Below are 26,787 nucleotides of genomic sequence, written 5' to 3'. Positions count from 1 at the left end.
CACGGCTTCCGCCGTGCCATGGTCACCCCCAAGCAGCACGAGATCACATACCTCTCCACCGTGCCACAAGAAGATCATTCTGCAAGGAACCCTTATCGGTCGGCAGGGCCTGTCCGTCCGGCCCGAGACGCGCCGACGCGTCCGCCTGGGCGCTCGGCTGCCGACCGCACCCCGGGGCCCGGGCGCCGACCGGCGCGGCACCCACGCCATGGCGCTGCCGGTCCCCGCCCTCGGTAACCCCACGTACGTACCATCGCCCGCGGCGCTTACCAACGGGCCCGCGAACCTGTCGGTCTCTCCCTCTCTGCCTGCCGGCCGAGGACTTCGACAGGCGGAAAGCTGCCCGCCCGAGCCGCAGCTCAGTCCCCCATGTTTCCTCAACCGCCCCGTCGAGGGACCGGCCGCAACGTCACCATGGGCGTCGCCCGCTCCAGCCCCAGCAGGAGGTGGCCGGGGCGTGGGGCGAGGCTATGAGCAGCCCGTCGACCCCGCTCTCGCCGCCCGGGTCGGTGAAGGACTCGTCGGCTTCCTCCCTGCCGAAGTCCTCGGCCTCCCGAGTCGGCAGCCGAGCAGGTCGCCAAGGGCATGACGGCGGTCGAGCCGAACCCATGAGGCCGGCTGCAGCCGCTCCCGCCGCGATCAGCGCGATCGCGGCGGGAGTGAGCGCGGCCGCGAGGCCATCGGGCCGGAGCGCGACCTGGCGCTGAACTTCCACGGCCGCTTCAGCGGCCGCCCTCCGCAGACAGAAGCAGCAACGTCTCCTCAGGGAGAACCACGCAACTCAGACTTGCGACACCGGAGCCGGCCCGCTGGTTCCCCTGATGACCAGTTTCGGATCCAGCACAGCCTCCCGCGGTGACACGTCCCCGTCTTCCAGCCGTTCCACGGCGAAGCGCACCGCGTGCTCTGCCATGAGGACCGCGTCCTGGCGCACCGTGGTCAGGCCGATCGGCATCAGGTGGGACAGATGGCTGTCGTCGTAGCCGACGACCGACATGTCACGGGGGACGTCGACCCCCGCCCGCGTCAGCGACATCAACAGGCCCCAGGCACACCGGTCGTTGCCCGCCAGGACCGCGGTAGGCAGGGGCTGCCCGCGGTCGCGCTCCGCCAGAAGCGACTTCCCCGTCTCGATGCCCGACAGCTCGGTGTGGTCACCGGGAATGACCCGCGCCTCGGCCTCCAGCCCGTGACGGCGCATCGCGGCCCGGTAGGCACGCCGCCGCTCGGCCGACCCCGGGCCACGGCCGCCGTCGATGTGCACGATCCGACGGTGCCCCAGCTCGACAAGGTGATCCATCGCCTGTCGCACTCCCTTGCCCTCGGCGGAGTGCACGAAGTCGACCTGGGCATGGGGCACTCGGCGACTGATCGACACGGTGACCGTGCGACGCCCGAGTTCGTCGAGGTAGGCAGCCTCCGCGTCTGGGCCGAGCAGGATCACCGCCTCACAACGGTGGCCGAGGAGCGCCTCGATCGCCTTGGCCTCCGCCCGGCTGTGCGTGGCCGCGGAGAGCAGCACGTCGTAGCCGCGTCGTTCGGCCTCGGGGTAGATGCCCGCGATGAGGTCCGAGTGGAAGGTCTGGTGCACGGTGAACATCACGCCGAGGGTGCGGCTGCGGCCCCGGGCGAGCAGCCGGGCGGCGCTGTCGGGGTGGTAGCCGATCTCGTCGGCGACGCGCAGGACGCGTTCCCGGGTCTCCTGGCTGGCACCCGGCTGGCCGCGGAAAATGATCGACACCAGGGCCCTGGACACGCCCGCCTTCGCGGCGACGTCCGCCATCGTGGGCCGCTGCTTGGCCGACGCATCCACCCGTGAACCTCCCCGTTCGACGCGCCCCACCTTACGGCCGACCGCGAAATCTCCCAGCAACACGCTATTGACATGACATTTGGACTGGGCTCATCGTACTTGCCTAGAGCGCGCTAGTAGAGCGCGCCAGAACGAAAACATCCCCCGAGAACTCCCCGGTGTCTCCGGAGCGAAGGGAACCAGCGTGATGCCGTTCGAAGTGCTGACCATGGGCCGTCTGCGAAATCTTCCCGCCGGACGACTTCCCGCTGTACTTCTACCGGCTGCCGAAGGCACCAGACCTGGACGTCGACCCCGGCGACCTGGACGGGGACACCGTGCGCGACGCGCGGATCTCCTGGGTCACCGGCACGGGCCTGAGCGAGGAGCCGAGCCGCTCGGCCACGCTCGCCGCGCCCACGTACCGGGCGAAGGCGGGGCCGACGGTCTTCGACCTCGACTGGCGGCCGATCTTCTGGTTGATCGGCATGATCGGCGCCAAGGTGCCCGTGCCCGTGCCGATGTCGCACTACTCCTTCGGCGGCTGGAAGGACTCCCTCATCGGCGACTCCCCCATCCACGGACCCCAAGGCATCCGGCGGTGAGTCCGCCGACGGTCCCGAACAGACCGCGGCGGCGTTCTGCACCCGCCCCGAGGTCGTCACCACCCGCCGGCCCCAGCCGACCCAGCAGGTCGCCGCCGGGTTCGGCTTCCCCACCTCCCTGAAGGCCTCGCCCCTCCCCGCAAAGGACACACCATGGCAACGGCGCCATCCTCCCTCCGCACCACCGCGGGCAACCTGTGCCTGGGCTCCGCCCCCGACTCCTGGGGCGTCTGGTTCCCCGAGGACGAGCACCAGGTGTCGTACACCCGCTTCCTCGACGAGCTGGCCGAGGCCGGCTACCAGTGGCTCGAACTCGGGCCGTACGGCTACCTCCCCACGGATCCGCAGCGGCTGAAGGCCGAGCTGGCCTCCCGTGGGCTGCGGGTCTCAGGCGGCACCGCGTTCGGCGCGCTGCACCGGCCCGAGGTGTGGGACGCGATGCTCGCCCATGTCCGGCAGGTCGCCGCCCTGACCGCCGCCGCGGGCGCCCACCACCTGGTCCTCATCCCGCCGATGTACCGGGACGAGAAGACCGGCGCGTTCACCGAGTCGCCGGAGCTGACCGCCGAGCAGTGGGCGGGCTTCGGCCGGAACGCCGACCGGCTGGGCAGGCTGCTCCTGGACGAGTACGACGTACGGCTCGTCGTCCACCCGCACGCCGACAGCCATATCCAGACGCAGCCGGAGATCGAGCGGCTGCTCAACGAGTCGGACTCCCGCTACACCAACCTCTGCCTGGACACCGGCCATGTGGCCTACGGCGGCGGCGACAACCTCGACCTGATCCGCCGCTTCGGCGAGCGGGTGGGCTACGTCCACATCAAGCAGATGGACCCCGAGATCCTCGCCCAGGTCGCCGCCGAGGACCTCTCCTTCGGCGAGGCCGTCAAGCGCGGGGTGTGCGTGTCGCCCCCGGCCGGTGTGCCGAACCCGGCCGACGTCGTAGCCGAACTCGCCGAGCTCGACGCCGAGTTGTTCGTGATCGTCGAGCAGGACCTGTACCCGTGCGCACCCGAGGTACCGCTGCCCATCGCGGTCAGCACCCGTGAGCACCTGACCGGCTGCGGGCTGACGGGTACCCGGCGCCCGACTCACGACAGGTAGGAGGCGCCCATGGACGTCAGGGACGACATCACACAGGCCACCCCGGGAGCGGAAGACTCGCCGCCGGCGGTTTCCCGCCGGCTTCGGCTCATCACCGTCATCGCCACCTTCGGCGGGCTCCTCTTCGGTTACGACACCGGCGTCATCAACGGCGCCCTGCCCTACATGACCGACGATCTGGGCCTGACCCCCTTCACCGAGGGCATGGTCACCAGCTCGCTGCTGCTCGGCGCCGCACTCGGCGCGGTCACCGGCGGCAGGCTGTCGGACGCGCGCGGACGCCGCAGTACGATCCTGATCCTCGCCGTGGTGTTCTTCGTCGGGGCACTCGGCTGCACGCTCGCGCCGAACACGGCGGTCATGGTCGTGGCCCGGTTCGTGCTCGGCCTCGCGGTGGGCGGCGCCTCGGTGACGGTGCCCGTCTACCTGGCGGAGGTCTCGCCCGCCGAGCGGCGCGGCGCCCTGGTCACCCGCAACGAACTCATGATCGTCAGCGGCCAGTTGCTCGCCTTCACCTCCAACGCGATCATCGCCCGGGTCGGCGGCGAGTCCGGCGGTGTATGGCGCTGGATGCTCGTCCTCGCCACCGTCCCGGCCGTGGTGCTGTGGTTCGGCATGCTGGTGATGCCGGAGAGCCCGCGGTGGCTGGCCTCGCAGACCCGCTTCAGCGAGGCCCTCGAAGTACTCAAGCAGGTCCGCTCCCGGCAGCGGGCCGAGGCCGAGCTTGCCGAGGTGTCCGCCCTCGCCGTCAAGGAGGAGCGGGAGAATCTCGGCGGCTGGCAGGACATGAGGGCCACACCGTGGGTGCGCAGGCTGATGTTCGTCGGCTTCGGCATCGCGATCGTGCAGCAGATCACCGGCGTCAACACGATCATGTACTACGGCACCCAGATCCTCACCGATGCCGGTTTCGCCTCCGACAGCGCCCTCACCGCGAACATCGCCAACGGCGTGATCTCGGTACTGGCGACCTTCGTCGGCATCTGGCTGCTGGGCCGGGTCAACCGCCGTCCGATGTTGATGACCGGTCAGATCGGCACGACGGCCGCCCTCTTGCTGATCGGCGTCTTCTCCCTGGTACTGCCCTCCGGCGACGGCCGCGCCTACGCCGTACTCGCCATGACCGTCACGTTCCTCGCGTTCCAGCAGGGCGCCATCTCCCCGGTGACCTGGCTGATGCTCTCGGAGATCTTCCCGATGCGGATGCGCGGCTTCGGGATGGGCGTGGCCGCGGTGGTGCTGTGGCTGACCAACTTCGCGATCGGGCTGGTCTTCCCGTCCCTGGTCGACGGGATCGGGATCTCCAACACGTTCTTCCTCTTCGTGGTGGCGGGTGTCCTCGCCCTCACCTTCGTCAAGCGCCACGTCCCCGAGACCAGGGGCCGCACCCTCGAAACCCTTGAAGCCGAACTCCGTACGCGCTTCTCCTGACTCCCCCTGTCCCCGGGCCGACGGCGGTCCGGGGAGCGCAGAAAGGAACCACCACCCATGACTGTGCGCGTAGGCGTCATCGGCGCCGGCTGGATCGGCAAGGAACACATCCGGCGCCTCACCGACACCGTCACCGGCGCCCGCGTCACCGCGGTCACCGACCTCGACGCCGCCCGCGCCGCAGAGGCAGCGGCGCCGGTCGGCGCCCGAGTGCTGCCCGACGGCTCGGCCCTGATCGCGGCGCATGACGTCGACGCCGTCCTCGTGACGTCCTGGGGCCCGACCCACGCCGAGCACGTGCTGAACGCGATAGCCTCCGGGAAACCGGTGTTCTGCGAGAAGCCGCTGGCCACGACCGCCGAGGACTGCCTGAGGATCATCGAGGCCGAGACGGCCCACGGCCGCCGCCTGGTCCAGGTCGGCTTCATGCGCCGCTACGACGCCGGGTACCGGCAGATGAAGCAGGTCATCGACTCCGGCCGCATCGGCGAGCCGCTGATCGTGCACTGCGCCCACCGCAACCCGACCGTCCCGGAGTCCTACACCTCCGCGATGGCCGCCCTCGACACAGCCGTGCACGAGGTGGACGTACTGCGCTGGCTGCTCGACGACGAGATCGTCTCCACCCAGGTGATCACTCCACGTTCCACGAGCAAGCGGTTCGCGCACCTCAAGGACCCGCAGATCATGCTCTTCGAGACCGCCAAGGGCGTCCGCATCGATCTGGAGGTCTTCGTCAACTGCCAGTACGGCTACGACATCCAGTGCGAGGCGGTCGGCGAGGAAGGGCTGGTCCGGCTGCCGGACCCGGCCGCGGTCGGCCTGCGCAGCGCGGGACAGCACAGCACGGAGGTGCTTGAGGACTGGGTGGGACGCTTCGCGGACGCCTTCGACACCGAGTTCCGCGAGTGGATCACGGGCCTCACCGCCGGCCATGAGCCCACCGGTCCCTCCGCCTGGGACGGCTACGCCGCCACTGTCATCACCAGCGCGACCGTCGAGGCCCTTGAGTCGGGCCGCGTCGTCGCCACGGACCTCAAGCCCCGCCCCACGCTCTACGGAGGTACCGCATGAAGATCGCCCTCGACCCGTACATGTTCCGCGCCCTGCCCATCGACGACATGGTGCGCACGGTCGCCGAACTCGGATACGGGTACATCGAGTTGTCTCCGCGCGAGGACTTCATGCCGTTCTTCCTGCACCCCCGAGCGGACGACGAGCGGATCGCGCAGCTGAAGAGCTCCCTACGCACCCATGGCGTCAAGCTCTCCTCGGTCCTGCCCCTCTACAAGTGGTCCTCACCCGACGAGAGCGAACGGCAAGCCGCCGTCCGCTACTGGAAGCGGATGATCCAGATCACCGCCGAGCTCGAATGCCCCCTGATGAACTCGGAGTTCAACGGCCGCCCCGAGCACGCCGCAGCGAGCGAGGCCGCCTTCTGGCACTCGTTGGAGGAACTGCTGCCGATCTTCGAACGCGAGGGCATTGCCCTCAATCTGGAAGCCCATCCCGACGACTTCTGCGAGGAGAACACCCCCGCGGTCGACCTCGTCCGCGCGATCAACAAGCCGTGGGTGAACTACCTCTACTGCGCCCCGCACAGCTTCCACCTCTCGGGCGCCTCGCAGGTCGGTGCGGACATCGCGGCGATGATGCGCTACGCCGGCGACAAGCTCCAGCACGTTCACATCGCCGACTCCTTCAACCACAAGGGCTCCTCGGGCCTGCGCTACATCCTCAACCCACCTGGCACCACGGCCCGTATCCACCAGCACCTCGACATCGACCAGGGCGAGGTCGACTGGGACGTCTTCTTCGGCACCCTGCGTGAGTTGGACTTCGACGGCGTCGCCACCGCGTGCGTCTTCGCCTGGGAGGAACGGGCCCGCGACTCCTCTGCGTTCATGCTCGACCGCATCATCAAGGAACTGGCCGTCTGAACGAGACCTGTCGTGTCCTCAGGACCGCGATCAGCAAGACGCAAGCCATGTCGATACGTCCTGACAAGGATATTGACACCGCCGATGAGCCGATCCATAGTACGAGCCACAGAGCCACTAGAGCGCGCTAATAAAGCGCTCTAGTGACGTACCGGTGATCCCTACCAGGACCGCCGAGCACCGTATGCGCCACCAGAAGGGTGCGCTCGTTCCACTGCCGGCCCCACAGGCCCCGCATGACACCCCTTGGTCACGGATACGGACCCACAGCTCAGGGTCCGTCGCTGGACCCCGCGGCATCAGCCCCGCGTCCGCCATCCACCCGGCCGCAGCGACCGGCCCACCTGCACCCCGAGCCGTTCCACACCAGCCGGCACAAACCATCCTGACCAGCACAGTGAGGTGCGAGGGACATGCACAGACACCACCGAGCCGCCACCCTGGCCGCCACCGTTCTCACCGGCGCACTGCTCGCCACCGGATGCTCCAGCAGCTCCGGCGGCAAGAAGTCCGAAGAAGGCGAAGCCGCCGTCTCCGCGGGCAAGGCCACCACTCCGCGCATGACGGTGGCCGTGATCACCCACGCCGCCCCGGGCGACACCTTCTGGGACCTCATCCGCAAGGGTGCCCAGGCCGCCGCCGCCAAGGACAACATCAAACTCGTCTACTCCAGCGACCCCAGCGCCGGAAACCAGGCCAACCTCGTGCAGAACGCCATCGACCAGAAGGTCGACGGCATCGCGCTCACCGCCGCCAAGCCGGATGCCATGAAGGACGTGGTCGCCAAGGCCAAAGCGGCCGGCATCCCGGTCGTCGGCTTCAACTCCGGGGTGGACGACTGGAAGAGGCTCGGCATGCTCGAGTACTTCGGCCAGGACGAGAACATCGCGGGCCAGGCCTTCGGCGAACGCCTCAACGAGCTCGGAGCCAAGCACGCCCTCTGTGTCATCCAGGAGCAGGGGCAGGTCGCCCTGGAGGCCCGCTGCGCCGGCATGAAGAAGGGCTTCAGCGGCCAGACGGACATCCTCTACGTCAACGGCACCGACATGCCGTCCGTGAAGTCGACGATCACCGCCAAGCTCAAGCAGGACTCCTCCATCGACCAGGTGGTCACCCTCGGCGCCCCGATCGCGCTCACCGCCGTGCAGTCACTGTCCGACGCGGGCACCAAGGCCAAGATCGCGACCTTCGACCTCAACAAGCAACTGGTCAAGGCTGTCCAGGACGGCACGATCGAGTTCGCCGTCGACCAGCAGCCGTACCTCCAGGGCTATCTCGCCGTCGACTCCCTGTGGCTCTACAAGAGCAACGGCAACGTCAGCGGCGGCGGCACCGCGCCCGTCCTCACCGGTCCGGCCTTCATCACCAAGGACAACGCCGACAGCGTCGCCGAGTTCGCCGCGAAGGGCACGAGGTGATGAGCGTAACCCCGCTCGCCGAGCCGGCGGTGAACCACACCGCTGGCCTCCGGCGAAAGACCGACGGCCGGACCTCCCAACGGCCCCTGGCGCTACGGCTGTTGGACCGCCCCCAGGTGGGTGTTTCCCTCGGCGCCATCGCGATGTACGTGTTCTTCCTGATCGCGGCACCGCCGGTGCGCGACGGCAGCTCCATGGCCAACGTCCTGTACCAGTCGTCGACCATCGGCATCATGGCCCTGGCGGTCACCAAGCTGATCAGCGGCAACGTGGCCACCGATGACATCAGCGACATGGACGGCTTCGACCGGGCCTCGCGCCCGCCCTCACGTGGGCGGCGTCGAGGACGACGCGGGTGACGTCGGTCAGACCGGCGTCGTCCAGTCTGTGCAGGACGGCTTGGTGCAGGCTGCCTCGCGATGTCCCACGATCCGTCCGGCACGATCCAGTTCCGTGTCCACGGCCCCGTACCGGGTCGACGTCCACGTCAGCAAGGACACGGGTCAAGACAGCGTGATGCCGAGTCCCTCCGCGAGTTCGTGGGCGCTGACGCCGTACGTCTCCCGGATCCGCACCCCGTCGGGGCCGACGTCGAAGACGCCGCAGTCGGTGTAGACACGGCTGACGCAGCCGACGCCGGTGAGCGGGTAGGTGCACTGCGGCACGAGCTTCGGCTCACCGGAGCGGGTGAAGAGCGTCATCATCACGTAGACGTCCTTGGCGCCGATGGCGAGGTCCATGGCGCCTCCGACGGCGGGGATGGCGTCGGGCTTGCCGGTGTGCCAGTTGGCGAGGTCGCCGTCGAAGGCGACCTGGTAGGCCCCGAGGACGCAGACATCGAGGTGCCCGCCGCGCATCATCGCGAAGGAGTCGGCGTGGTGGAAGTACGCCGCGCCCGGCAGCTCGGTCACCGGGACCTTGCCGGCGTTGGTCAGGTCGGGGTCGACCGCGTCGCCCTCGGCCTTCGGCCCCATGTTGAGCATGCCGTTCTCGGTGTGCAGTACCACCCCGGAGTCGGCCGGCAGGTGATCGGCGATCTTGGTGGGCTGCCCGATTCCGAGGTTGACGAAGGCGCCGGCCGGAATGTCGCGTGCGATGACGGCGGCCAGTTCGTCCATCGAGAGCCGGTGTTCGGCGCTCCTCGGCGCCCCGGCGTACGCCTGGCCGCTCGACGTGGTGGTTGACGTGGTGGTCATCGGGCCCCCTGCACGGTGTAGTGGCGGGCCTTCACCTGGACGACCCGGTCGACGTAGATGGACGGGGTGACGACGGCCTCGGGGTCGAGCGTTCCGGGCTCGACGACCTCGTCGACCTGGACGATGGTCGTCGTCGCGGCCGTGGCCATGACCGGTCCGAAGTTGCGGGCCGTCTTTCGGTAGACGAGGTTGCCCATCGCGTCCGCGACGTGCGCGCCGATCAGTGCGTAATCGCCCTTGATGGGGTACTCCAGCAGATACTTGCGACCGTCGATCTCACGCTCCTCCTTGCCCTCGGCCAGCGGCGTGCCGACCGCGGTCGGGCAGTAGAACGCGCCGATACCGGCACCGGCCGCGCGCATCCGCTCGGCGAGGTTGCCCTGCGGCACCACCTCGAGCTCGATCTTTCCCTCGCGGTAGAGGCCGTCGAAGACCCAGGAGTCGGCCTGGCGCGGAAAGGAGCAGAGCACCTTGCGCACCCGGCCGGCGGCCAGCAGCGCGGCCAGCCCGACGTCACCGTTACCGGCGTTGTTGGACACGATCGTGAGGTCTTTCGCACCCTGCCGGATGAGCGCGTCGATCAGATCGAACGGCATGCCCGCCAGGCCGAAGCCGCCGACGAGAATGGTGGAGCCGTCTTCGATACCGGCAACCGCCGCGTCGGCGCTCTCGACAATCTCCGCCCGGCTCACTGGGCCGTCTCCGTGACATCGCAGTTCTCGAGCACGACGGCCAGCCCCTGACCGACCCCGATGCAGATCGCGGCGACGCCGTAGCGCTGCTTCGTCTCGCGCAGCACCTTGGCCAGCGTGGCGAGGATGCGGCCGCCCGAGGCGCCCAGCGGATGCCCGATCGCGATGGCGCCGCCCTTCTGGTTGACGATGCCGGGGTCGACCTTCCACGCGTCGAGGCAGGCGAGCGACTGTACGGCGAAGGCCTCGTTGAGCTCGACCGCGCCCACCTGGTCCCAGCCGATCCCGGCCCGCGCCAGCGCACGGTTGGCGGCCTCGACCGGGGCGTAGCCGAAGGCCTGCGGCTCCAGCGCCATCACGCCGCGGCCGGCGATACGGGCGATCGGGTCGGTGCCCATGGTGGCCGCGGCCTTCTCGCTGCCCAACAGCACCACGGAGGCACCGTCGTTGAGCGGGCTGGCGTTGCCCGCGGTGATGGTGCCGCCCTGCTCCGCCGTACGGAAGACCGGCTTGAGCCCGGCCAGGACCTCCGGCGTGGATCCGGCTCGGATGCTCTCGTCACCCGAAAGGGCGACGCCTTCGACCGGCACCACCAGGTCGTCGTAGAAGCCCGATTCCCATGCCTGGTGGGCGAGTCGGTGGGAGCGGGCGGCGAACTCGTCCTGCCGCTCGCGGGAGATCCCGAAGCGCTCCTGGAGCTGCTCGTTGGCCTCGCCGAGGCTGACGGTCCACTCCTTCGGCATCCGCGGGTTGACCAGCCGCCAGCCGAGCGTGGTCGAGACCGCGGTGACATCGCCGGCCGGGAACGGCTTCGCCGATTTGGGCAGCACCCACGGCGCACGCGTCATCGACTCCACGCCGCCGGTCAACACCACTTCGGCGTCGCCGGACTCGATCGTGCGACTGGCCGTCATCGCCGCGTCGAGGCTCGATCCGCAGAGCCGGTTGACCGTGGTGCCGGGCACGCTGACCGGAAGCCCGGCGAGCAGCGCCGCCATGCGGCCGACGTTGCGGTTCTCCTCACCGGCGCCGTTGGCGTTGCCCCACACCACGTCGTCGATCGCGGCAGGGTCGAGGCCCGGCACCCGGCCGAGCGTCGAGGTGATCGCGGCGGCGGCGAGGTCGTCCGGGCGGACGCCGGCCAGCGCGCCGTTGAAGCGGCCGAACGGCGTGCGGGCCGCGGCGTAGATGAAAGCACTCATGGGAGCGACGCTATCCCCGGGTCACGATATTCTGAAGTACGCATATCCGAGCCAATTGATACGGACAACATATGGATCTGCGCCACCTGCGGTATTTCGTGGCGGTGGCCGAGGAGCGCCACTTCGGTCGCGCCGCCGAGCGGCTCCACATGGCCCAGCCGCCGCTCTCCACCCAGATCCGCCAACTCGAGGCCGAAATCGGCGTCGAACTGCTCCACCGCACCACACGCCGCGTCGACCTCACCGAGGCCGGCCGGGCCTACCTCGAGCGAGCGCGGGCGATCCTCGCCGACGTCGACGAGGCCGCCCACCACGCACGGCTCGTCGCCGCCGGCACGGTGGGCCACCTCGCGATCGGATGCGTGGGCTCGGCGACGTACAGCCTCCTGCCCGCGCTGTCGCGGCGGCTCACGGAGGAACTTCCCGGCGTCGACTTCTCCTTCCGCGGGGAGATGCTCGCGCCCGACCAGGTCGAGGCGCTGCGCACCGGCGCGATCGACGTCGCACTGCTGCGCCCTGTGGCGGCCAACCTCTCCCTCACCGTGCACACCCTGCGCCGGGACCGGCTCGTCGTCGCCGTACCGGTCGACCACCCTCTCGCCCGCCGGAAACGGCTGCGGGCGGCGGACCTGGCCGGTGCCGACCTGATCGTGCACTCCGCCGACCGCCGGTCGGTGATGTACGACGTGGTACTGGGCCTTCTGCGCGACGCCGGCGTCGAGCCGCACATCCGCCACGAGGTCGGCGAGACCTCGACCCTGGTCACGCTAGTAGCCGGCGGCCTCGGCGTCGCAGTCGTGCCCGAGCCCGTGACCGCGTTGGCGCTCGACGGCGTCGCCTACCTACCGCTGGCTGGGCCCGACGCACGCGTGGAGCTGGCCGTCGCCCACCGCGCGGACCGCTCCGAGCCGCACCTGGCGCGCACCGTGGGGATCATCCGGGCGATGTTCTGAGCTTCCACCGACGCCGCCAAGGTTCCCCGCCTGGCGCGACAGCCTTGCTTGGCGACGTCGGGTGGCTCAGGGGGCCCGGTGGGCACCGGCCTGCGGAAGCGCCGCCCTAAAGCCGGCCTCCTCCTGCTCCGGACAATGAGTCCAATAGAGCTCACCTGCTGAACAACCGGATGCGGAGCAACGGCGCCGTGTGGCCGGACGCGGATGGGTTTTCGTCCCCCGCGGCGTGGCGTGCTTTTGTGGAGGGCAGTTCTGCTGGGCTTCATGCCGCGGTGTGGAGGTCAGTTGGCGAACACACCGCTCTGAACATTCCCAGAGGGGCGGTCGAGTCGGGTGACCTTCCTGTGGCGTTGCTACTGGATCCGTTCATTTGAATCCTCCCTTCCCCGAAGGGAGGGGATTCCTGGCTCAGGCCGCCTCCCGGAGCAGCGCTCCAGGAGCTCTTCCGCCATCAGCACCAGCCGGGTTGAAACCAGCCCGGACGAGCATCACGCGTGCGGAGTTCTTGTCCCGTGGGGACACGGCCTGGCACGCGGTGCAGGTGTAGGTGCGCTCACCCAGCGGCAGTGCGTGCTTGGCTCTCGCATCGCAATGCCCGCAGTCCATCGTGGTGTACGCGGGGTGTACGAGGCGGATGTCCCGCCCGTGCTTACGGCCCATCTCGATCAGAGGCCTTGGTGGCGCCGATGGCGGCGTCAGCGGCCTTGCGGGACATGGTGGTCTTGGCCAGGAACTTCGGGCGGAAGTCCTCGACAGCGATGGCGTCGTGGTCGCGGACAACCCTCTTGGCCCACTTGCGGCCGGTGTCGTCACGCTGCCTCGCGACCTTGTTGTGCACCTTCGCCCGTAGCTTCTACGCCTCGCGGTAGCCCTTCGATGCCGGTTGTCCCTTCTTCAGCTTGCGGCGGGCCATCATCCGGTCGTACCGGGCCAGCTTCGCCCGGGCCCTCTTGCCGTGCTCAGCGTGCGGCAGGTCGTGCGCGTCGGACGTGGTGGTCGCGGTCTCCACCACACCCCAGTCGACGCCGAGTGCGTGGCCGGTCTGCGCCAGGGCTGGACCTGGGCGGGGACGACGAACGACCAGTACCAGTACCAGTGCCAGTGCCAGTGCCAGTGCCAGTGCCAGTGCCAGTGCCAGTGCCAGTGCCCGAGGCTGTCCCCTCTTCGATGCCCTTGGGGCGCCTTAACGCGGGAGCGGCCAGAGCCGCGGATGACCTGCTGCTGACCGATGAGCCTGCACGCAGCCACTGCGTACGGCGCGGGCTTCGGTCAGCATCCTGTCCATCTGGGCTGGGCAGCACATGGCCTTGTGGCCGGTGGCCTTGTTGTGCAGGTGCCGGCCCTGGACTTGGCGGCACATTCGTTCCACCCCCAGCGGCACCGACCCCACTCCGCCGCCAGAGCGGTGCGGGCAGCGGACGGCACTCGCAGCCGGTAGCGGTACCGGGCATGCCCGCCCTCCGCAGCCACCCCAATGAGTCGAGTCTCCTTTGAGCGTCGCCGTCCCAGAAGTTGCAGTGGTCGGTGCGCCGTAAGTCACAAGCGCCCGCCGTCCGGGCCACAAAGTGATCGCCATATCCTCGACGCGCCACCGCTGCCTCACTGACGTAACGTGGAAAGTACCTGCTCAGCTCGTCGCGCTGTCGAGGCAGACGATCCATTCCGTCCCCTTCGGCTGTGACGCTGGTGCATGTGGATGGTGCACCATCGCGCACCGGCTCCCGCGCCGTCTTCACGGGCACGCTAGGTCGCACTGGCATCGACGCGGACGGAAGGGGACTCTCCATGACCACACTTCCCGGATACAGAAGCAACAGGATCGTCGAGTTGTTGGACGAACCTGCCGAAGTGCGCGGCGCCGACTGGCTCAAGGACGCGTTGCAGCAGGCCGTCATGCTGGAACTCGCCACGCTGCCGCCGTATTTGTGCGCGATGTGGTCCATTGAGGACCAGGACGGGGACGTATTCTCGGCGCTTCAGGAGATCGTCTTTGACGAGATGTCCCATCTGGGGCTTGCCGGGAATCTGCTCACCACTATCGGCGGCGCTCCACGTCTCGCCGACGTGAGAACAGTCCCGACGTATCCGGGGCCGCTGCCCGGCGGGGTCCGGCCCGGACTGATCGTCTCCCTGAGCGGGCTGACGAAGGAGTCCGTGGACCTATTTTCCCGGATCGAGGAGCCCGACGTCCCGGTCGCGAAGGCAAGGACACACACCTCCATCGGTGCGTTCTACACGGCGATCCTCGACGTACTCCGCGACCATACGGATCTGATCAGCGGTACCCGGCAGCTCGTCCGAAACATGGCGCACCACGGCGCGGGCAACAGCATCGTGGCGATCACCTCGTTCGCTGACGCCGACATGGCCATCGACGTCATCAAGGAGCAGGGCGAGGGAACGACGGCGTCACCGGAGAATCCGCACCCCGGGGAGCAGGGCGAGCTCGCCCACTTCTATGTCTTTCGGGAAATCTTCCACGGCCGCAGACTGATCAGGACTTCGGAAGATCCCGATCGGTGGGAATTCGCCGGAGACGCGATTCCGATGCCCCCCACGTTCCCCATGGGCACGGTGCCGCCCGGCGGCTGGGGCGCATCGGGCAGTGCTGTGCCCGACGCTGAGACCAAGGAGCTCCTCGACGCCGGCAACCACGCATTCAGCACGATGCTCCGGCTATTGGAACAGGCATGGCACGCTGATGAGCCCGCTGCGGCAAAGCAGCTGCTCAACAAGGCCGTCGCTCAGATGTTCTCCCTGCAGGACCCGGCCCGGGCGCTGATGAGCCGCGAACTAAGCGACGGTAGCGGCAGGACCTACGGACCGGAATTCCGGTACACGGACGCATAGAGGCAATGGAGCCCCCCACCGACCCCGCGGTGGGTGGCCGGAGTTGAGAGGCGGCGGCCGCCGGAGCCGGCATCCGACCGCACGACTGTGCGGTCCACGGCGCCGCCGCCACCCGGGGATCTATGGCATCTACAGCCCCCCCCCCCCCGGAGCAGAAGCTCCGCCTCCCGCTCCGCCTCTGCCGCGATCTCGGCTTCCGTCTGGATGGCCTCGCCTCGATCACTTCGCGTCGTTCTCCGCGACCGTCGCGGCTATGTGCACGGCCAGGGCGCTGCTGCTGCCGGGCTGTCCCCGGTGATGTCCGGCAGCAGCGCACCGCAACCGGCTCCGGCCGTGCACACGCGTCACTGGGCGCTCATGGCGGGCTCAACACGACGGTGGCGCGACAACAAGATGGACGTCGGTATCCGCCGAGGCGTCCGCAAGAGAGGTACCTCACGATGAGGCAGAGGGTGGCGCGCTGGTGGCCAAGCGCGCTTCCGGACTCTCCCGCCCAGAGCCAACGACAGCACACACGGTGCCTCACCTGATCTTTGGCACGCGGGTAGTTGGGCAGGGCTGCATCCCTGGGGCCAGCCGTGGGATCCGCCACGAGGGTTGCGTCGTCCTCGTGGGCCGTCCGGCAGAGTCCTGAGTCCCCTTGTTACGGTGCACCAATGTCAGCGATCAAAAAGTTCCAAGTCACCTTTGACTGCGCAGAACCTGAGCGACTCGCTCGTTTCTGGTGCGAGGTGCTGGGCTACGTCGTACCGCCGCCACCAGAGGGGTTTGCCACTTGGGATGATTTCAAGCGTTCGCAGCCACCCGAGCAGAGGGATTCATGGTTCGCCTGCATAGATCCCTCAGGTGTGGGCCCGCGGCTGTACTTCCAGCGCGTCCCCGAAGGGAAGACCGTCAAGAACCGGGTGCATCTTGACGTGCGGGTCGGCACCGGACTCGTGGGTGAAGAACGCCTCGCCGTACTTGAGGCCGAATGCGCACGACTGGTCCCGCTCGGCGCAGTACACGTGCAAACGCTGTATGACGGCAATGATTCGTGCATCCCGATGCTGGACATCGAGGGCAACGAGTTCTGTATCGACTGAGGTTTTCTCAGTGAAGATCATTTCCAGTGCCCATCGAGAACGAGTGCGGCGCGGGCTATGTCGCCGATTCTGCTCGGGCTGAGGGTGACGTACTCAAGGGCTCGCCAGCGTTCCTTCAGTTCCGCCGCGGTCCGCTCGCCGCGCGCTCTCACGTGTCTGATCAGCGCATTCGTGGCGCGGGTTCCTCGGTCCAGGCGGTCTCGGAGTGGCCTTTGGGGCGGCGTACGGGCACGTGAATGCCGATGCCGGCGCCGATGTAGCCCTTGTCGGCGAGCGTGGGAAGTCCGTCGGCGGCGGCCTTGTCCAGCGCGGGCAGCACGTGGATACGGGCCGCGGTGACGTCCGGGGTGGAACCCGGCTCGACATCGGAGACCCACAACGGGGTGCTGTCCGGCGCGGCCAGGAACCGAATTGTGCCGCCGAAGCTCTTGTGTTTCTGGGAGAACCACAGCTCGTTGCCGTTCTCGCGGACCCGGCCGGCCGGTCGCAGGCGATCAGCGTGCCGTCCAGCACCACGTGTGTCATCCCCTCGGCGCAGCAGAGGTGCAACACCTCGTGCAGAGCAGGAGATTGGGCGGCCAGCACGCTGATGCCCTCATGGAGATGGCGGTACCGGTGGCCTGCGAGATCCCGGCGTCCCGGGCCAGGCAGTGCACGCAGCCGTGTTCTCGGAACCAGCGCAGCACCAGTACCGCCTGGCGGAACGGGCCCAGGGCGCGAGAGCCCTTCGGCGTGCCGATCCCCGCGCCGGTGGCGGCCAGCAACCGCGCGAGGAACTCCACGACGTGGCGTGGGACGTCGAGCGCGGCAGCATAGGTGACCAACGTGAAGCCTCTGGTTCGAGCGGACATGATCTTGGCAGACCAGTCCTACCAGGGGCTTCACGCCTGCCCGGCCTCGTGGGCCACCCGGAGATCATTTCGCTGGCGAAGCCTCAGGCGTAAGAGCCGCGCTGGGCTCAGCCCCAGGTCTTGCCGGCCTGTTCCTTGATGGTGCGGTTGATCCGGTTGAAGAAGTTGGTCAGCGCGATCTCCAGATTGATCGCGCCGATCTGCTCCTCGGTGAAATGGGCGCTGGCCTCTTCCCAGATCTCGTCGGTGACGCCCGGTGCACCGTCCTGCAACCGGGTGGCGGCCTCGGCCAGCGCCAGTGCCGCGCGTTCCCCGTCGGTGTAGAACGGCGCCTCGCGCCACGCTGCGACGTTGTGCAGCCGCTCGTCGGTGTCACCGGCCTTCTTCCCGCCGGCGACACTGGCGTAGACGCACGCCGAGCAGCTGTTGATCTGGCTGGCGCGCAGGTGGACCAGCGCGAGCAGCTTCGGGTCGACGCCCCCGGCGGCGATCGCCTTCTGGAGGTGCTGGATCGCGGTCCACACATCGGGGTTGTTCGTGTTCTTGTTCTTGAGCCGGTTTTCCATGTGGGAGTGCTCTCCTTCATCGGGTTACGTTGTGGCGCCTGTGCGCGTCATCCCTATGACGGAGCAGCTCCCACGGAGGTAACAACATGGCCGGCACCCATCCCGCGGACCCGATCGTCGATGCCTTCGAGTCCCACCGTGACCGGCTCAGCGCCGTCGCCTACCGCATGCTCGGATCACATGCCGATGCGGAAGACGTGGTCCAAGAGGCGTGGCTGCGTCTCTCCCGCCAGGACACCGACACCATCGACAACCTCGGCGGCTGGCTGACCACCGTGGTCGGCCGCATCAGCCTCGATGTCCTGCGGTCGGGCCGGACGCGCCCAGAAGTCTCCTTCGACGACCAACTGCCCGAATTCACCGTGACGCTCGACGACGCTCCCGCTCCGGAAGACCTTGTGGCACTCGGGGACTCCGTCGGCCTCGCGCTCCTCACGGTCCTCGACTCGCTGCGCCCTGACGAACGACTGGCGTTCGTGCTGCACGACGTGTTCGCCGTGCCCTTCGCGGAGATCGGCACCATTCTCGGAAAATCCGCCGACGCGACCAAAATGCTCGCCAGCCGCGCCCGCAGGAAGGTACAGGCCGCCCAGCAGCCGGCAAGCGCCGGACGACAACAACGCGAGGTGGTCCAGGCCTTCCTGGCCGCGGCCCGCGACGGCCGGTTCGAGCAGCTGCTGCAGGTTCTCCACCCCGAAGTGAAGTTCACCGTCCACACCCCGAATGGCAAGTTCGTCACGCTCGGAGCCACCGAAGTCGCCACTCGCGCGCGGGTGGCCGGCAGTGCGGCACGAGGACATGCGGCGACCGTCAACGGCCTCCCCGGCGTCATCTCCTGGAGCGAGGACGGAACCCCGCTTTCCCTCCTGGCCTTCACTGTCGCCGACAGCCACATCACCGAGATCACCGCCGTGGTCGACCCGGCCAAACTCGCGCTCATGGACCTGCCGGACCCGGTGTGACCTCTACCGGCGAAGGCCGCGCATACTCGAAGTGGACCACGCCTGATCCCGCAGAGACGTTGGCCTCTGAGTCAACCTCACTGAGCGTACGGGGCGGAGTCATCCCGTGAGGGCGAGGTTGTGCAGCCGTGCGATGCCGAGCATGGCGGTGTGAACGCCGCCGCCTTTCAGGCGGCAGTCGCGAAGGATCTTCCAAAACTTCATCCGCGCGAAGACGTGCTCGACGCGGGCCCGGACTTTGCGGTGGCAGGTGTTGTGCTCCTCCTTCCAAGGCCGGTACCCCGGTAGCCGCCGTCCGCAATGACCGTGGCCCGACCGACGGCGGCTTCGCACCGGAAGTCCCCAAGCCTTGCAGCATTGCGGTTGCCTGTGACCGACCGACCGACCGACGGCGACGACGACGAGTCGGGTGTCGGCGTCGATGACGACCTGATGGCTGGTCGAGTACCGGTAGTTCTTGCTAGTTCATCGGTGAGCTCGAGTGAGTGAGTGCAAGGGCCGCCGGGCGAGGTGGAAGCTTGGGCTCCACCTCGCTCGCGCCCTGCCGGGCGGAGACGGTGCACGGTTGCACCGCGGCTACCTCTTGCCCAAGCATCGCCGCCAGGGCATGGGTTCAGCCATGCTGAACTGCGTGGAAGAGCGGATCCGCCAGCTCGTCGAACAACATGGAACGGCGCGGACGGCAGTGATCGGCGCGAACGCCATGGCCTCCGAGCAGGACGCCACGCCGCTTCTCCTCGCAGTCGGCTACCGACGTGTCTTCAGTGCCTGGTCGAGCTGCAGCTGGGCGATCTGCAGCAGTTGCCCGAGCACGGCAGCGAACTGCCAGCCGGGACAAGAACGGGACTGATCGGGACAACCCACTACCGTGCAGCCTGAAGGACGATCGTCGATTCGTATGCGGACACCTGTTTCACTCAGATACCTGGAATCCGCTGAATGACCATGCGCTGCGGACCATGGTGACGCCCCTGCGCGACAACGCGTACCGGCCTTCACAGCCAGTGCGTCTGTTCTCCCTGCCGGTGTGATGGGGGGTCCTGCCGCACCGTCCCCGAAGGAGACCCGGGGCGTGACCAGCTCCACGTCCCCGGACCTTCGGCCGACAGGCTCCGCGTCAACTGGCGGTCGGGGCCCCTCCCTGGTCGCGGGTGTAGGCGTAGGCGCGCTCCACTCGCGCGACTTCCACGCTGTATGAGGAGTACCAGCGTTCACGTCCGAGCCGCTGTGCCTGGAGATGTTCGGGGTGGGCCTTCCACGCCGCTATCGATGCCTCGTCTGCGTAGTAGATGACGACGAGGTCCCGGCCGTCCTCGTCCGTCAGCGACTCGCGGCCGAGATAGCCGGGCTGCACCTCGCCAAGTTCGGCCATGCGCTCGCTCATCGCCGCATAGCCTTCGAGATCCGCGGTCGGCCGGGAGGTGATGATCACTGCGTAGTACGGCGGTTCAGGACGGACGAACGAGGTGGTCATGCTGGAAGCCCTTCGACAGTAAGGAGCGAATGGCGCCAATGCTACTGACGTGATTCTTCGGTGGCCACCGCGTTACACGATGAGCAGTCAGGTCCGCCGACGGAACTGGCCGGCGAGCCGGCCCGGCTCCTGGTCGTGGTCGTCCTCCGGCTCCGGCGTCGCGGCGGACTGAGGCGAGCGGCTCCGGCAGCGGCTTCGTTCCAGGCGGCGAGCGAATCTGACCACCACGCCGCCCGTGACACTGCGGCGGGATGCCCGCGCTCCGCACGGGTCAATGGCCGGTCGGCCGTGTCTCAGAGTCACCCATGCAGGTGAAGGCGGCTATAAGTCGGAGAGTTCAGGGCAGGTGAATGAAATGGCGGAACTCTCACAGCTGTTGAAACAGACCATGCGACGCAGGCACCTGAACGCACAGGACCTCGCCGACCGTACCGGTATTCGCACCCCGCGGATCCGCGTCTTCGCCGAGGACGGGGCCCTCGGTCCCGTGCGGCCCACTCCGGCGGAACTGGCGGAGCTCGCTGACGCTCTGGCGCTGCCCCTCTCCGATGTCCAGGAAGCTGCCCGCACCACTGCACCGGCGCCGGCCTGACCGCTGCCACGGGACTCCCCGTCGAGCCGGAGGCCCCAGACCTCAAGATGCCGTTGTTCGCATTCGGGGCCTGATCACTTCGCCCCGCCGGTTGGCCGGCGGGGTGAGGTACTGCCAGGTGGGGGCTGGGCCGGGGCGTGTTAGCGGTGGTCCATGCGTCGAGGCGGCGCAGTTGCTCGCGGCTGCGGTGTGCTGGTCCTGGAGCCGGATTTCGGCGAGTCCCGCGATATTGCCCGCACGGAGCGCGGCCGACCGGAGTTGCCCCGCCCCTCGGGAGGCCCTCCGGCCGGATGCGACGTGACAGTTGCCTCACTCCGCCTGTCGGCCGGACCTCAGTGGGCGGCCGTGGTCGGCCGTTTGGTGAAGCGGTGCCACCAGTGGCGGCGCCTGGGGTGCACAGCGCGGCCGAGCCGACGGCCGATCAGCAGGTAGCCCAGCAAGGCGCCCGACGTGTTGAGCAGGACGTCGTCGATGTCGAAGGCCCGCCCGGTTATCAGGGCGCCTTGGACGAGTTCGACCAGCATCATCACCAGCGCCGTGAGCGCCGCCACCCGCAGCAGCCCGCGGACTCTGGGAACCAGCACCGGCAGCAGCACGCCGAACGGGATGCCCAGCACGATGTTGCCGCCGAGCTGCTTGACCGTGTCACGGAAAGCGGGCTGCGCGAGGTAGTTGCGGATGGAATCTCCGGGGCGCAGATTGCTGTGCGTCAACGACGCGGAGGCGGCCGACGGTTCCAGAGTCAGCCGGGCCAGCACCACCGCGAAGGCCACCGCCGCCGCGAAGGCCACCAGCATGGCAACCCCCCGGCCCCACCACGAGAGAACGGGCTTGCCAGGTCCCGCCCGTCTCCTTGCTTTCTTCGCGGCTTTGTCGAACAGAACTGTGCGCGCCATCAAGGCCCCCAGTCAGGGTTGGTTGCACGTCCGTTACCCCCGATGAGAAACGACACGCACTCGGCGGTTCACACGCGTTCCGTACGGCCGACAAGCCGACGTGCCCCGGCGGGGTCGGCGATCGCGGACGAGATTGTCGGGCGCGGCTGCTCGTCCTCAAGGAAGTCGCCACGGCGATCCCCGATCCGGCGGTCGGCGAGGTCGCCGAGGCGATGCTCATGCTCGGGCAGAGGACGGCGCGGTGCCGCGCGGGTATGGCATCCGCACGGCAACGGGCGTCGGAAGCTCGGCCCGGCCGCGCACCCGCGATCGGCGGCCCGCGCGTGATCGGCTTTACGGAACAGGCCACCGACGTCCCTGACCAGCGATCTACACGGCGGTGGTCTACATCGACCACGAGCGGCTGCCGTACGGCAGCGGCTTCCCTCCCGGTGTCAGTTACGCCTTTCGAGCGAGTCCGCCGTGCTCGGCGATGACCTCCGGGGTGGGCGAACCGGGCTCCGGGCGCCACTGCGTCACCGAGACGACGCCAGGTTCGAGGAGTTCCAAGCCGTCGAAGAACGTGGTGATCTCGTCGACGGTGCGCAGGTTGTACGGGACGGCGCCGCTGTTGTTGTAGGCGTCCTGGGCCTGCTCGAAGATCGGGTCGATGCCGCGTGACCCGTCGTTGATGGAGAGGTGACTGCCCGAGGGCAGAGCCTCCATCAGCCGGGTGACGATGGAGCGGGCCTGATCGTAGTCGGCGACGTGACCCAGGATGTTGCTGAGGATGAGCGCGGTGGGGCGGCCGAAGTCCAGCGTCTCGGCGGCGGCCGCGAGGATGTGATCCGGGTCCGTCACATTGGCGTCAATATAGGCCGTCGCGCCCTCATGAGTGGAGTAGAGCAGGGCGCGGGCGTGGGCGAGGACCATCGGATCGTTGTCGACGTAGACGACCCGTGTCTCGGGGGCGAGCCCCTGCGCGACCTCGTGGGTGTTCTGAGCGGTCGGAAGGCCAGTGCCGATGTCCAGGAATTGCCGGATGCCCGCCTCGGACACTAGATAGCTGATGTTGCGGCGCAAAAAGGCACGGCTGCAGCGAGCGATGGTGACGATGCCTGGGAAGACTGCGGTGTACGCGTCACCCGCCTCCTCGTCGACGGGATAGTTGTCCTTACCGCCGAGCCAGTAGTTCCAGATGCGGGCGGAGTGCGGAAGCGACGTGTCGATCTTCTGATGCTTCGCTGGTTCGGGCGTCGTCACAGGGTCGGTCATCACTCGCCGTCCTTCAACCGAGGGGGTGGATCATTCACGGCACAACCTACGTCCGAACACCGGGCATCTACCTACTAGTTCAGGTTTTCCGGCTGGTCCGTCAACGACGCCTGGACCCCCGACCGACCCGAGCCGTTCCGCCGCTCCAAGGACTCCTGACAAGACCGCCGCCCGGGAGAAGTCCAGGGCGTTCGCGCCGCGCAGCCGGGCGAGCCGAACCTCGTGCAGCCGGGGCCACACCCCGGCCTCGGTCCACTCGGCCAGCCGACGCCGGCAGGTCATGCCCGAGCCGAAGCCGAGTTCCTGCGGCAGGTTCTCCCAGGAGATCCCGGTGTGCAGTACGAACAGGCTGTCCTGGAACACCGGCCGGTCCGGATGCCGCTTGCGCCCGGGATGCCGGGCCTGACGCTCCACCTTCGGCAGCAGCGGCTCCATCGCCGCCCACAGCTCGTGGTCGACTTCCCACGGCTTCGACCGCACCACCCTGCGCCCCCGGATCATCAGTGCCGGAGTGATCCGGCCACCTCGAAGATCATTTCGTTAGGAGTTCTGAGTCACCTCGGCGACGGGCGACCTGGCTGAACCGTCGCGCCCCGTGGCGAGGCGTCACGCCACTGGCTTGTACGAAGAGCACTCCGATGGGACGCGCTCGGCACTGCTCTGCCGTGGCTGCGTCTCCCGGGCAGCGATCCCATTCGCAGGCGACGGGCGCCCGGAGCAGACGGGGCGGCTGCGTGAGCGGTGAGTCGTCAGTCCTCCGCGGGCAACACCCTGGTCACCTTGCCTTGGGTGTCGGTCTCCAGGTAGCCGGCCTCGTTGTACTGGCCCGTCAGGTAGACGGCCATTCCGGCCGGGGTGTCGAAGGCGTCGTTGGGCTGTCTCACCATCAAGTAGCGGGACTCCGGATCGTCGACGTTGAGTTTCCTTTCCGCCTCTTCGAGGAGCGCCGGCACCTTGTCCCAGTTGAATCCGTCGAGACTGACGGGCAGTTCGGAGCCGGGCAGGGTCCCCGAGATGATGCTCTTCTCGACACCCTGTTGGGGGCGGTAGGTATAGGAGTCGAACTTGCTGGTGCTTCCGTTGACCATCAACCGGGCCGACACGTACTCCGGGTAGACGGTGAAGTCGCCGAACGTGTCCCGGCCGGTCTCCTCCTTGAACGCTGCGATAGCGGTGCGAATGCCGTCCGGGGTCAGCATGTTGGTGGTCTCGGACTCCTGCGACTGCTGTGCGGCCGGGGACGCGGTGGTCGGTGAAACGGTCGCCTTCGGAGCTGACCTGGAAGGCGAGGCACCCGCATCCGGGCCACCTGAGTCGCCCCCGAAGGGCAGCGCCCACCACAACAGGGCCAGGGTTCCGGCGAGCGAGGTCCCCGAGAGGCTCAGCAGGACAGTCGAGCGGGGGTTGCGTCGGCGTCCGGCTCGAAAAGGTGCGGTCACCGGCTGGGGCGTGGCCTGTCCCGGTCCGGGGTGGACGGGCGGCGGCCCGAACCCAGCGGGGGTGGCCGCACGCGCAGGAACGGCCGTGCCGAAGCCGACCGGAGTGCCCACTCCGGCCCCGGCAACCGGCAGCGCTGGGAAACCTGTTGGGCCGAACACGGGCGGCGGGGCAGGAACCCCAGGGAGTGAATCAGCCGGGGAGGTGGAGACCGACGGCGGGTTCAGCGGGTAGGAGGTGGGCTCCTCGCGCGAGGCCGCCGGACCGGCCGGCCCCGACTCGGCCTGGGCCAGCAGGCGGTCCAGCACGGCGGCGGACGGCCGCGCCGACGGGTCCCGCACGAGCACCCTCGTCAGGGCGTCCTGCAGGGCACCGGCCTGCACCGGCGGCGGCACGTCGTCATGGAGGACCGCGGCGAGGGTGGCCAAGGTGGTGCCCCGGCGCAGTGGGTGGTGACCCTCTACGGCGGTGTACAGCATCATCGCCAGCGACCAGAGGTCGGAGGCGGATCCGGCCTCGTGCCCCGAAATGCGCTCCGGCGCCATGAAGTCGGGCGTACCGATCATGGACCCGGTGGCCGTGAGGCTGGTCGTCTCGCGGATCGCGGCGATGCCGAAGTCGGTGAGGACGGGACGCCCGTCCGGCCGGAGCAGAACGTTGGCAGGTTTGACGTCCCGATGGTGGACACCGGTGTCGTGCGCGGCGACGAGCGCGGCCAGCACTCCCCTTCCCATCCGCGCCGCCTCGATCGGCGGCATCGGTCCCTGGGCCAGCCGGTCGGCCAGCGAGCCGCCGCTGACCAACTCCATGACGATCCACGGGTACGTGCCGTCGCCGCCGTCGACTATGTGGTGGATGGTGACAACGTTCGGATGGTCGATCCGGGCGAGGGCCCTGGCCTCGCGCAGCACCCGTTCCCGCAGCATCCGCGCGCTTTCGGGATCGTATTCGGCCAAGTCCCGGTCGGGCGGGCGGACCTCTTTGACCGCCACCAACCGGTGCAGCACCAGGTCCCTGGCCCGCCAGACCGTTCCCATCCCACCGCCACCGAGGCGGCCCTCCAACTCGAAACGGCCGTCGACGACTCGTCTACCGGCGCTTCTGTCTGCCTCACTCATGGGCGGGAGCTTAGTTCCCGCCACCGACACCGATCGCCGCCCCGGACGGGTCCAGCGAGCGGACCGGCTCTGCACGGTTCGGCTGATGTGCGCCGCCTGATCCGGCCATCATGCGTGGGGGGGGCGGGATCAGTCCACGATCAGGATGGTCCTGCCGCACACGCCAGGCGCGGTCTGAGCCGAAAGCCCCTGCCGGATACGGCGACGGGAATGCTGCCCCCCGGGCCCGTCCGCACGGAATCAGTCCCGGGGCACGCGGGTAGACGGCGCGGGCGCTGACCAGGCGGGCGGCTGCTGTGCCGGTGAGGGCAGCGGACAGCAGGCAGGTCAGCCAGAAGGCGAAGCGGTGGCCGGTCCAGCTCGGGGTGCCCGCTGGCGGGATGGCCAAGCCGTTGAGGCATAGCAGCACTGCACGGCCGTGCCCGGGACGGGGTTCCGAAGGGGACACGGTCAGCTCGTGGGACTACTGGTCGCGTCCACGCTCTGAAGGAGACGGTCGGCGTCGGCGCGGGCGTCGCCACGACTGTCGGCCGCCCGCCGTGTCGCAGCGATGAGGTAGGCGACGGAGACCACGAAGACCAGCAGCGCGGTCCAGTCGTTCAGGCGCAGGCCGAGGATGTGGTGCGCCTCGTCCACCCGCAGGTACTCGATCCAGAAGCGGCCGACGGTGTAGGCCGAGGCGTACACCGCGAAGGTCCGGCCACGGTCGAGCCGGAAGCGGCGGTCCGCCCACATGACCAGCGCGACCACGGCGAGACACCACAGCGACTCGTACAAGAACGTGGGGTGGTAGGTGGCCAGTTCGGGAGTGGCCTCGGGCCGGTGCGCGGGGTCGATCTCCAACGCCCAGGGGAGGGTGCTGGCCCGCCCGTGGAGTTCCTGGTTGAACCAGTTGCCCCAGCGGCCGATGGCCTGGCCCAGGGCGATGCCGGGGGCTACGGCGTCGGCGAACGCGGGCAGGGGGATGCCGCTACGGCGGCAGCCGATCCAGGCTCCGACGGCACCGCCGGCGATGGCGCCCCAGATGCCGATGCCCCCGTCCCAGATGAAGAGGGCTTTGAGGGGATCGCCGTCCTTGCCGAAGTACGGCTCGCTGGATGTGACCACGTGGTAGAGGCGAGCGCCGACCACACCGAAGGGAACGGCCCACAGGGCGATATCCGTCACGACGGTCTTCTCCCCACCGCGGGCGGCCCAGCGACGGCCGCCCAGCCATACCGCCGCGGCGATCCCGAGGATCAGCATCAGCGAGTAGCCGCGCAGCGGGAGCGGGCCCAGGTGGATCTCGCCGATGGAGGGGCTGGGAATGAGGGCCAGGGGCACTGTCGGTTCCTCACTGGGTGCGGTGGAGCTCGGGCGGCCGGGTGCG

General features: G+C 68.7%; 21 protein-coding genes and 8 pseudogenes. 13 read left to right on the top strand and 16 right to left on the bottom strand.

Annotation, left to right across the window (positions count from 1 at the left end; genetic code table 11):
- Window positions 1–409 precede the first annotated feature (409 nt).
- Window positions 410–715 carry a hypothetical protein gene (locus ACFWWR_RS39425; protein WP_383868389.1) on the bottom strand — a complete coding sequence of 102 codons (306 nt, stop codon included), beginning with the start codon at window positions 713–715 and terminating at the stop codon, window positions 410–412.
- Between the two features lie 66 nt (window positions 716–781).
- Window positions 782–1,783 (bottom strand): LacI family DNA-binding transcriptional regulator, encoded by a 1,002-nt coding sequence (locus ACFWWR_RS39420; RefSeq protein WP_383868518.1) that lies wholly within the window; start codon window positions 1,781–1,783, stop codon window positions 782–784.
- A gap of 236 nt (window positions 1,784–2,019) precedes the next feature.
- On the opposite strand from ACFWWR_RS39420, the pseudogene ACFWWR_RS39415 reads away from it, so the two are divergent.
- From ACFWWR_RS39415 to ACFWWR_RS39385, 7 genes and pseudogenes are all read left to right on the top strand, one after another.
- Window positions 2,020–2,271: pseudogene (locus ACFWWR_RS39415) on the top strand (5-dehydro-2-deoxygluconokinase); the annotation flags it as partial.
- 279 nt (window positions 2,272–2,550) lie between these two features.
- Window positions 2,551–3,501, top strand: coding sequence for a TIM barrel protein (locus tag ACFWWR_RS39410; RefSeq protein ID WP_384308521.1), 951 nt, complete (start codon window positions 2,551–2,553; stop codon window positions 3,499–3,501).
- 9 nt (window positions 3,502–3,510) lie between these two features.
- Window positions 3,511–4,932, top strand: coding sequence for a sugar porter family MFS transporter (locus ACFWWR_RS39405; protein WP_383868385.1), 1,422 nt, complete (start codon window positions 3,511–3,513; stop codon window positions 4,930–4,932).
- Between the two features lie 57 nt (window positions 4,933–4,989).
- The gene (locus ACFWWR_RS39400) at window positions 4,990–6,006 is read left to right on the top strand and encodes a Gfo/Idh/MocA family oxidoreductase (RefSeq protein WP_383868383.1); all 1,017 of its coding nucleotides are present in this window, start codon (window positions 4,990–4,992) and stop codon (window positions 6,004–6,006) included.
- Window positions 6,003–6,872 carry a sugar phosphate isomerase/epimerase family protein gene (locus ACFWWR_RS39395; protein ID WP_383868381.1) on the top strand — a complete coding sequence of 290 codons (870 nt, stop codon included), beginning with the start codon at window positions 6,003–6,005 and terminating at the stop codon, window positions 6,870–6,872. Before ACFWWR_RS39400 ends, ACFWWR_RS39395 begins: the two co-directional genes overlap by 4 nt.
- Before the next feature lie 413 nt (window positions 6,873–7,285).
- Complete coding sequence (locus ACFWWR_RS39390; RefSeq protein ID WP_384308518.1) at window positions 7,286–8,290, top strand: sugar ABC transporter substrate-binding protein; 1,005 nt, start codon at window positions 7,286–7,288, stop codon at window positions 8,288–8,290.
- Window positions 8,290–8,604: pseudogene (locus tag ACFWWR_RS39385) on the top strand (hypothetical protein); the annotation flags it as partial. The gene ACFWWR_RS39390 and the pseudogene ACFWWR_RS39385, both read left to right, overlap by 1 nt.
- Before the next feature lie 7 nt (window positions 8,605–8,611).
- On the opposite strand, the pseudogene ACFWWR_RS39380 reads toward ACFWWR_RS39385, so the two are convergent.
- The 4 genes and pseudogenes from ACFWWR_RS39380 to ACFWWR_RS39365 all read right to left on the bottom strand — a co-directional run.
- Window positions 8,612–8,704 (bottom strand): annotated as a pseudogene (locus tag ACFWWR_RS39380) (IS5/IS1182 family transposase); the annotation flags it as partial.
- 89 nt (window positions 8,705–8,793) lie between these two features.
- The gene (locus ACFWWR_RS39375; RefSeq protein WP_383868377.1) at window positions 8,794–9,486 is read right to left on the bottom strand and encodes a 3-oxoacid CoA-transferase subunit B; all 693 of its coding nucleotides are present in this window, start codon (window positions 9,484–9,486) and stop codon (window positions 8,794–8,796) included.
- The gene (locus ACFWWR_RS39370; RefSeq protein WP_383868375.1) at window positions 9,483–10,178 is read right to left on the bottom strand and encodes a 3-oxoacid CoA-transferase subunit A; all 696 of its coding nucleotides are present in this window, start codon (window positions 10,176–10,178) and stop codon (window positions 9,483–9,485) included. The genes ACFWWR_RS39375 and ACFWWR_RS39370 overlap by 4 nt, the downstream gene beginning before the upstream one ends.
- Window positions 10,175–11,380, bottom strand: a complete 1,206-nt coding sequence (locus ACFWWR_RS39365; RefSeq protein ID WP_384308516.1) for a thiolase family protein — start codon at window positions 11,378–11,380, stop codon at window positions 10,175–10,177. The genes ACFWWR_RS39370 and ACFWWR_RS39365 overlap by 4 nt, the downstream gene beginning before the upstream one ends.
- A gap of 71 nt (window positions 11,381–11,451) precedes the next feature.
- Here ACFWWR_RS39365 and ACFWWR_RS39360 point away from each other — a divergent pair, with 71 nt between their 5' ends.
- Complete coding sequence (locus ACFWWR_RS39360; protein WP_383868371.1) at window positions 11,452–12,333, top strand: LysR substrate-binding domain-containing protein; 882 nt, start codon at window positions 11,452–11,454, stop codon at window positions 12,331–12,333.
- 408 nt (window positions 12,334–12,741) lie between these two features.
- On the opposite strand, the pseudogene ACFWWR_RS39355 reads toward ACFWWR_RS39360, so the two are convergent.
- Window positions 12,742–13,809 (bottom strand): annotated as a pseudogene (locus tag ACFWWR_RS39355) (RNA-guided endonuclease InsQ/TnpB family protein).
- A 309-nt stretch (window positions 13,810–14,118) separates the two neighbouring features.
- On the opposite strand from ACFWWR_RS39355, the gene ACFWWR_RS39350 reads away from it, so the two are divergent.
- Together ACFWWR_RS39350 and ACFWWR_RS39345 are read left to right on the top strand one after the other, a co-directional pair.
- A complete protein-coding gene (locus tag ACFWWR_RS39350; protein WP_384308515.1) occupies window positions 14,119–15,183 on the top strand; it encodes a ferritin-like protein in 1,065 nt (354 codons plus the stop codon).
- Window positions 15,184–15,839: 656 nt separating this feature from the next.
- A complete protein-coding gene (locus ACFWWR_RS39345) occupies window positions 15,840–16,268 on the top strand; it encodes a VOC family protein (RefSeq protein ID WP_383868367.1) in 429 nt (142 codons plus the stop codon).
- Window positions 16,269–16,285: 17 nt separating this feature from the next.
- Here the strand turns inward: ACFWWR_RS39345 and ACFWWR_RS39340 are convergent.
- A pseudogene (locus ACFWWR_RS39340) lies at window positions 16,286–17,092 on the bottom strand (transposase family protein).
- Between the two features lie 134 nt (window positions 17,093–17,226).
- Window positions 17,227–17,685: a carboxymuconolactone decarboxylase family protein gene (locus tag ACFWWR_RS39335; RefSeq protein ID WP_384308512.1), complete on the bottom strand. Its 459-nt coding sequence runs from the start codon at window positions 17,683–17,685 to the stop codon at window positions 17,227–17,229.
- Between the two features lie 86 nt (window positions 17,686–17,771).
- Between ACFWWR_RS39335 and ACFWWR_RS39330 the strand changes: the two genes are divergently transcribed.
- Entirely contained in the window at window positions 17,772–18,647 is an 876-nt protein-coding gene (locus tag ACFWWR_RS39330; protein ID WP_384308509.1) for a sigma-70 family RNA polymerase sigma factor, read from the top strand.
- A 99-nt stretch (window positions 18,648–18,746) separates the two neighbouring features.
- Here the strand turns inward: ACFWWR_RS39330 and ACFWWR_RS39325 are convergent.
- A pseudogene (locus ACFWWR_RS39325) lies at window positions 18,747–19,109 on the bottom strand (IS5/IS1182 family transposase); the annotation flags it as partial.
- Between the two features lie 103 nt (window positions 19,110–19,212).
- Here ACFWWR_RS39325 and ACFWWR_RS39320 point away from each other — a divergent pair.
- A pseudogene (locus tag ACFWWR_RS39320) lies at window positions 19,213–19,523 on the top strand (GNAT family N-acetyltransferase); the annotation flags it as partial.
- A gap of 241 nt (window positions 19,524–19,764) precedes the next feature.
- Here ACFWWR_RS39320 and ACFWWR_RS39315 read toward each other — a convergent pair.
- The gene (locus tag ACFWWR_RS39315; RefSeq protein ID WP_384308506.1) at window positions 19,765–20,121 is read right to left on the bottom strand and encodes an antibiotic biosynthesis monooxygenase family protein; all 357 of its coding nucleotides are present in this window, start codon (window positions 20,119–20,121) and stop codon (window positions 19,765–19,767) included.
- 355 nt (window positions 20,122–20,476) lie between these two features.
- Here ACFWWR_RS39315 and ACFWWR_RS39310 point away from each other — a divergent pair, with 355 nt between their 5' ends.
- Window positions 20,477–20,713 carry an XRE family transcriptional regulator gene (locus tag ACFWWR_RS39310; protein ID WP_384308504.1) on the top strand — a complete coding sequence of 79 codons (237 nt, stop codon included), beginning with the start codon at window positions 20,477–20,479 and terminating at the stop codon, window positions 20,711–20,713.
- 332 nt (window positions 20,714–21,045) lie between these two features.
- Here the strand turns inward: ACFWWR_RS39310 and ACFWWR_RS39305 are convergent, their stop codons facing one another.
- The 5 genes and pseudogenes from ACFWWR_RS39305 to lgt form a co-directional block, all read right to left on the bottom strand.
- Entirely contained in the window at window positions 21,046–21,609 is a 564-nt protein-coding gene (locus tag ACFWWR_RS39305; protein WP_384308502.1) for a VanZ family protein, read from the bottom strand.
- Window positions 21,610–22,047: 438 nt separating this feature from the next.
- Window positions 22,048–22,863 (bottom strand): SAM-dependent methyltransferase, encoded by an 816-nt coding sequence (locus ACFWWR_RS39300; protein ID WP_384308499.1) that lies wholly within the window; start codon window positions 22,861–22,863, stop codon window positions 22,048–22,050.
- 99 nt (window positions 22,864–22,962) lie between these two features.
- Window positions 22,963–23,346, bottom strand: a pseudogene (locus ACFWWR_RS39295) (transposase); the annotation flags it as partial.
- Between the two features lie 266 nt (window positions 23,347–23,612).
- The gene (locus ACFWWR_RS39290) at window positions 23,613–25,418 is read right to left on the bottom strand and encodes a protein kinase (RefSeq protein ID WP_384308496.1); all 1,806 of its coding nucleotides are present in this window, start codon (window positions 25,416–25,418) and stop codon (window positions 23,613–23,615) included.
- Between the two features lie 450 nt (window positions 25,419–25,868).
- Window positions 25,869–26,741, bottom strand: coding sequence for a prolipoprotein diacylglyceryl transferase (gene lgt, locus ACFWWR_RS39285; RefSeq protein WP_384308493.1), 873 nt, complete (start codon window positions 26,739–26,741; stop codon window positions 25,869–25,871).
- Window positions 26,742–26,787: the final 46 nt, after the last annotated feature.

Origin of the sequence: Streptomyces sp. NPDC058678, from assembly GCF_042714835.1 — a bacterium.
Taxonomy (GTDB): Bacteria; Actinomycetota; Actinomycetes; order Streptomycetales; family Streptomycetaceae; genus Streptomyces.
Note: the sequence above shows the minus strand (reverse complement) of the source record. Positions and strands in the feature narration are given on the sequence as shown.

Excerpts from the sequence above, each read along its gene's own strand:
- ACFWWR_RS39420 (WP_383868518.1), bottom strand. The coding sequence starts at position 1,783 with ATGGCGGACGTCGCCGCGAAGGCGGGCGTGTCCAGGGCCCTGGTGTCG.
- ACFWWR_RS39410 (WP_384308521.1), top strand. The coding sequence starts at position 2,551 with ATGGCAACGGCGCCATCCTCCCTCCGCACCACCGCGGGCAACCTGTGC.
- ACFWWR_RS39405 (WP_383868385.1), top strand. The coding sequence starts at position 3,511 with ATGGACGTCAGGGACGACATCACACAGGCCACCCCGGGAGCGGAAGAC.
- ACFWWR_RS39400 (WP_383868383.1), top strand. The coding sequence starts at position 4,990 with ATGACTGTGCGCGTAGGCGTCATCGGCGCCGGCTGGATCGGCAAGGAA.
- ACFWWR_RS39395 (WP_383868381.1), top strand. The coding sequence starts at position 6,003 with ATGAAGATCGCCCTCGACCCGTACATGTTCCGCGCCCTGCCCATCGAC.
- ACFWWR_RS39390 (WP_384308518.1), top strand. The coding sequence starts at position 7,286 with ATGCACAGACACCACCGAGCCGCCACCCTGGCCGCCACCGTTCTCACC.
- ACFWWR_RS39375 (WP_383868377.1), bottom strand. The coding sequence starts at position 9,486 with ATGACCACCACGTCAACCACCACGTCGAGCGGCCAGGCGTACGCCGGG.
- ACFWWR_RS39365 (WP_384308516.1), bottom strand. The coding sequence starts at position 11,380 with ATGAGTGCTTTCATCTACGCCGCGGCCCGCACGCCGTTCGGCCGCTTC.
- ACFWWR_RS39360 (WP_383868371.1), top strand. The coding sequence starts at position 11,452 with ATGGATCTGCGCCACCTGCGGTATTTCGTGGCGGTGGCCGAGGAGCGC.
- ACFWWR_RS39350 (WP_384308515.1), top strand. The coding sequence starts at position 14,119 with ATGACCACACTTCCCGGATACAGAAGCAACAGGATCGTCGAGTTGTTG.
- ACFWWR_RS39345 (WP_383868367.1), top strand. The coding sequence starts at position 15,840 with ATGTCAGCGATCAAAAAGTTCCAAGTCACCTTTGACTGCGCAGAACCT.
- ACFWWR_RS39335 (WP_384308512.1), bottom strand. The coding sequence starts at position 17,685 with ATGGAAAACCGGCTCAAGAACAAGAACACGAACAACCCCGATGTGTGG.
- ACFWWR_RS39330 (WP_384308509.1), top strand. The coding sequence starts at position 17,772 with ATGGCCGGCACCCATCCCGCGGACCCGATCGTCGATGCCTTCGAGTCC.
- ACFWWR_RS39315 (WP_384308506.1), bottom strand. The coding sequence starts at position 20,121 with ATGACCACCTCGTTCGTCCGTCCTGAACCGCCGTACTACGCAGTGATC.
- ACFWWR_RS39310 (WP_384308504.1), top strand. The coding sequence starts at position 20,477 with ATGGCGGAACTCTCACAGCTGTTGAAACAGACCATGCGACGCAGGCAC.
- ACFWWR_RS39305 (WP_384308502.1), bottom strand. The coding sequence starts at position 21,609 with ATGGCGCGCACAGTTCTGTTCGACAAAGCCGCGAAGAAAGCAAGGAGA.
- ACFWWR_RS39300 (WP_384308499.1), bottom strand. The coding sequence starts at position 22,863 with ATGACCGACCCTGTGACGACGCCCGAACCAGCGAAGCATCAGAAGATC.
- ACFWWR_RS39290 (WP_384308496.1), bottom strand. The coding sequence starts at position 25,418 with ATGAGTGAGGCAGACAGAAGCGCCGGTAGACGAGTCGTCGACGGCCGT.